The 3901-nt window shown below is 63.7% G+C and carries 5 protein-coding genes; 4 read left to right on the top strand and 1 reads right to left on the bottom strand.

Going from position 1 to position 3901, the window contains the following annotated elements; all coding sequences use genetic code 11:
- Positions 1 to 884 (top strand): PucR family transcriptional regulator (locus VE759_RS01660; protein ID WP_324927604.1); only part of this gene is annotated, 884 nt, incomplete at its 5' end.
- 190 nt (positions 885 to 1074) lie between these two features.
- On the top strand, positions 1075 to 1374 hold the full coding sequence (locus VE759_RS01655) for a WHG domain-containing protein (RefSeq protein ID WP_324927606.1): 300 nt from the start codon (positions 1075 to 1077) through the stop codon (positions 1372 to 1374).
- A 269-nt stretch (positions 1375 to 1643) separates the two neighbouring features.
- Here the strand turns inward: VE759_RS01655 and VE759_RS01650 are convergent, their stop codons facing one another.
- On the bottom strand, positions 1644 to 2906 hold the full coding sequence (locus tag VE759_RS01650; RefSeq protein WP_324927602.1) for a phosphatidylserine decarboxylase family protein: 1263 nt from the start codon (positions 2904 to 2906) through the stop codon (positions 1644 to 1646).
- A 187-nt stretch (positions 2907 to 3093) separates the two neighbouring features.
- Here VE759_RS01650 and VE759_RS01645 point away from each other — a divergent pair, with 187 nt between their 5' ends.
- Positions 3094 to 3372, top strand: coding sequence for a hypothetical protein (locus VE759_RS01645; RefSeq protein ID WP_324927601.1), 279 nt, complete (start codon positions 3094 to 3096; stop codon positions 3370 to 3372).
- Between the two features lie 220 nt (positions 3373 to 3592).
- Positions 3593 to 3901: DUF5078 domain-containing protein (locus tag VE759_RS01640; RefSeq protein WP_324927600.1), on the top strand; the 309-nt coding region annotated here is incomplete at its 3' end.

Raw genomic sequence — 3901 nt, 5'->3', positions numbered from 1 at the left:
TCGACAAGATGTCGGCGATCATGTTCGCCTACATCGATTGGATGTCACAGCAAGTCGTCGAAGTGTACGAGGAGGAGCGCGAACGCTGGCTGGAGAATCAGAACAGCCTTCGCGCGTTGCGTGTGCGCGAGATTCTGGCCGCCAAGACACCCGTCGACGTCGATTCGGCAACTTCGACGATTCGCTATCCGCTGCGCTGGCACCATCTGGCCGTCGTGCTGTGGTATCCGCAGGCCGGCAGCGACGGCAACGAACTACCCCGGCTGCAACGTTTCCTGCGAGACATGGGCCAGGCCGCCGGGGCGGCGGCGAGCCCGCTCTTCGTGGCGGCCGACGCCGTGTGCGGCTGGGGATGGCTACCGTTTCGCGCCGCCGCACCCGAAGCGGTGGACAAAGCCCGCCAGTTCGCGGCCACCCATGCGGACTCGCCCAGTGTGGCGATCGGCTCGATGGCGGCCGGTGTCGACGGGTTTCGCCGATCGCATCGCAGGGCGCTAGCCGCACGGTCGGTGGCGGCCGCGCGCGACCCCCACAAGCCGAGTGTGGTCGCCGCGGACGATCCCGGTGTGCTCGCGGCTGCCCTGCTTGGCGGGGACATCGCCGAGGCCCGCGAGTGGGTGGCCGAAGTCCTCGGCGACCTGGCCGCCGACAATGAAAACGATGCCCGGCTGCGCGAGACGTTGCACATCTTCCTGTCCAGCGACGGCAGCTACAAGCTGGCTGCCGAGCAGCTCAACCTGCATTCGAACACGGTCAAGTATCGGGTCGGGCGGGCCGTCGCCCGGCGGGGCCGCGCGATCGGCCCCGACCGGCCGGACGTGGAACTGGCCCTGCTGCTGTGTCATTGGTACGGCAGCGCGGTTACCCCGCAGCGCCCCGGATAGCAACCGCGGGCCGGGTTGTTATCGCCGCGCCATGCTCGTCGGCGTGCGGAGATGTTGCTCCTGGGATGAAGCCGTCTAACCGTCGGCATTGAGGCTGATGCTGACGTCCTCCTTTAATCGCGAGGGCTTAGTGGCGCAGGCGTGGCGATGGTCGGTTTGATCAGATCGGCTACGGTCTCGGGTCGATCCCATTGCGGCCAGGTTCGTAACCGCGTTCTCGCTGCCGCACCGGCACGCCTACGGCGCTCGGGACGGCGGGAGAGGGCCGGACGCGAATCCTTTGGACCAACTCCGCGCGGTACTCGACGAACTGGTCGACGCCGGCGTGCTCGACCGGGGACGCCGCGCCGCGACCGAGTACCCCACCTGGTCCACGATGCACGGGCTGGCAGTGCTCACCGGTCAAGGCCCGCTGCGTGACGTCACTGCCGCCACCCGCCGCCGTCTCGAGGAATCCATCCGTGCATTCATCGAATGGGGCCTGGCCTGAGCCAACCCGCTACCGTTGCCCAACCGGACGCTGGAGATCATCACGGGGCCATCCCGGCGCCCCTAGCCAACACAGATAAATTGGCCGACGACAACTGCCGCCGCCCGACCGAAACGGCTTGGCTGGCAAGAAGAGTGAAAAGTCATCAGCGCGATACCGCCTTACCGAATATATTGCAGCACAATGTGATAACGCATGGTGCGCCATCGACTCACGATGTCGTGTTGGTGGTGGCAGGTACTACCTTCACGCGCGGAGGGCCCAAACGATCACCCAACTAGGTGTGCGGCGGTGCCGAGCTTCGATCGAACACGTAACAGCGGAGGGTGGGGATCCTGGGGCTGCGGAATGGCAGCCAGGGTGAAGTCGGCGATCACACCGGGGCGAAAAACAAGGCAGTGCGTGGAGCCACCGAATTGGAAGTATCCAATTTCCTCACCCTTGGCGACGTGGTACGCCGGCGTCATGGTGGACAGGATGTTGCAGGAGGAGACCTCCGACATGCCGACCGCCACGAAAGCCACCAGGCCGATGACCGGATCGTCAGCCTCGATCAGAACGATCGCCCGTGTGGCGACGTGCGCTAAATAGGACTGCGAATTTGTGGGATCCACGGCGTCGGTGCCTTCGGAGTCGGCCTCCGAGTAGTAGGTGCCCTGCTGACGGAACGCCCGCACGATCGTTCCGGCCACCGGGCTGTGCCAGCGGTGATAATTCGTCGCGCTGAGAAACGCCTGAAACACGGTTCCGCCTACGAACTGATCGACCGAGTCATCGTTGGCCAGCATGTCTTCGAGTGAATACGGTTGGCTCTTGATCCAAAACCTGTCCTGACGCTGCACATCGGTGCTGATGCGATAGGGCGTGGATTCACACGCACTGACGATTACCGTGTCGTCGTCCCGTGAGGCGACCGGACGTGCACCCTCTTTGAAGCGACGGGTGAAGAAGTCGTTCCACGACGTAAAACCCCAATACTCGTCGGCTGGGTCGTGCTCGAACTGCTCTATACCAACGGCCTTTTGAGCTTCAGCGCTCTTCCAGCCCGACGGGGAATCGTTGAGCACGTACAGCGAGTCAGCGCCGCTGAGGAACTCACACCAGGCAGTCAGGATCCTCTTGAGCATCGCGTTGATCCGCGGGTCGCGGAAGGCGGCGAATCCGGCCGGTGTGCCCATCGCCCAGTCCAAAATCGCGCCCAGCGGCAGGCTTACCGCGTTGTCGCCGAACTCGGGTGCCATCGTCAGCACCTCATTAATAAGGCGCAGCAACTGGGGCACGCTTTGGAGGTGTCGCCTGCGGTACGGCTTGCTGTTGGGCACCTGGGCGATCATCTGGTTGAGGTAAAGCCGCACCACAGGATCGGTGTCGATCAACTCGTGAAACTCGGTGATCACCGGATGGAGCACCACCTGCTCGCCCTTGGCGTCCACTCGGTCGCGGTGCCCCGCAAGCCACGACTCCAAATCACTTTGATCAGGTAACCAACCGGCCTGTCGCCGCACATCCCTACCCTCGGAGTCAGCCGCCATACAAGCAAACCTAACGGCTCCACCATGTAGTCCTCTCCGCTTTTCGCTCCGTTGAGACCGGACAGTCACCACGCTCGCCGCGAGCTGGCTGAAATCAGGGAGTGTGGCGTCTGGGAGTTTGATCGTCGCGGCGGGTGGTTACTTATACTAAGTATTCGGATGCAGTCTCAACGTTGGAGTCATGCTCATGGCCTTGATCAATACCACTCTGCCTGCCGTCGTCGTCGCGGCTGGGCTTGGCGCGGGAATATTGGGGCTAGGCACTGCGCTGGCGAGCGCGGAACCGGCTCCGCCACCGGCGCCCGTCCAGGGTGAAGAGCCGCCGGCTTGGGCGCCACCAAAGCCCGCCGAGTTCTGGGACGGACAGCCCGTCGTGTGGACCTCGGGTTGGGGCGGACGCTGGGGCGTGTGGATCAACGACGGCTTCATCACGCTGACGTCGAACCCATTCACCGGCGGCGGCTAAATCCGATAAGTCAGTTACCGCCGGTATCCGGGGGTGCGCATAACCACGCGATCGCGATGTTCCAAGACGACGCCCCACCTGTGATCTATGTAGGTGCACTATATAGTTACCGTGGAAAGGTTCAGGGGATCCACCGTCTCGTCTCGGTGGCGTACGCGACCGGCTAGCGTTGAAGCCGGCTAGCGGCGGACCCCGACCGACCGATGAAGCAGGAGTAACGATGGCTGGACTGGTGAGTCGCGCGACTACGGTGGGTCTTGCACTGTCTGCAGCGACGGTGGCGTGTGTGAGCATAGCTAGCCCAGCGCTTGCCGACGCCACCGACGACTACCCGATCCCGCACCGGATGATCGTCACCACATGCGACGCCGAGCAGTATCTGGCCGCAGTGCGGGACACCAGCCCGGTGTACTTCGAGCGGTACATGATCGACAAGAGCAACCGGCCTCCCGACGTGCAGCAGGCCGCCGAGGACCGTATTCACTGGTTCTTCTCGCTTGATCAGGTAGCTCGCCGCCAGTACTCCGAG

This window comes from Mycobacterium sp. (assembly GCF_035640695.1).
Classification (GTDB): domain Bacteria; phylum Actinomycetota; class Actinomycetes; order Mycobacteriales; family Mycobacteriaceae; genus Mycobacterium.
The sequence above is the reverse complement of the archived record's forward strand: the minus strand, read 5'-3'. Positions and strand labels throughout refer to the sequence as shown.

Bases quoted from the DNA above. Each gene is read 5' to 3' on its own strand.
- VE759_RS01650 (WP_324927602.1), bottom strand. From the start codon at position 2,906: ATGGCGGCTGACTCCGAGGGTAGGGATGTGCGGCGACAGGCCGGTTGG.
- VE759_RS01645 (WP_324927601.1), top strand. From the start codon at position 3,094: ATGGCCTTGATCAATACCACTCTGCCTGCCGTCGTCGTCGCGGCTGGG.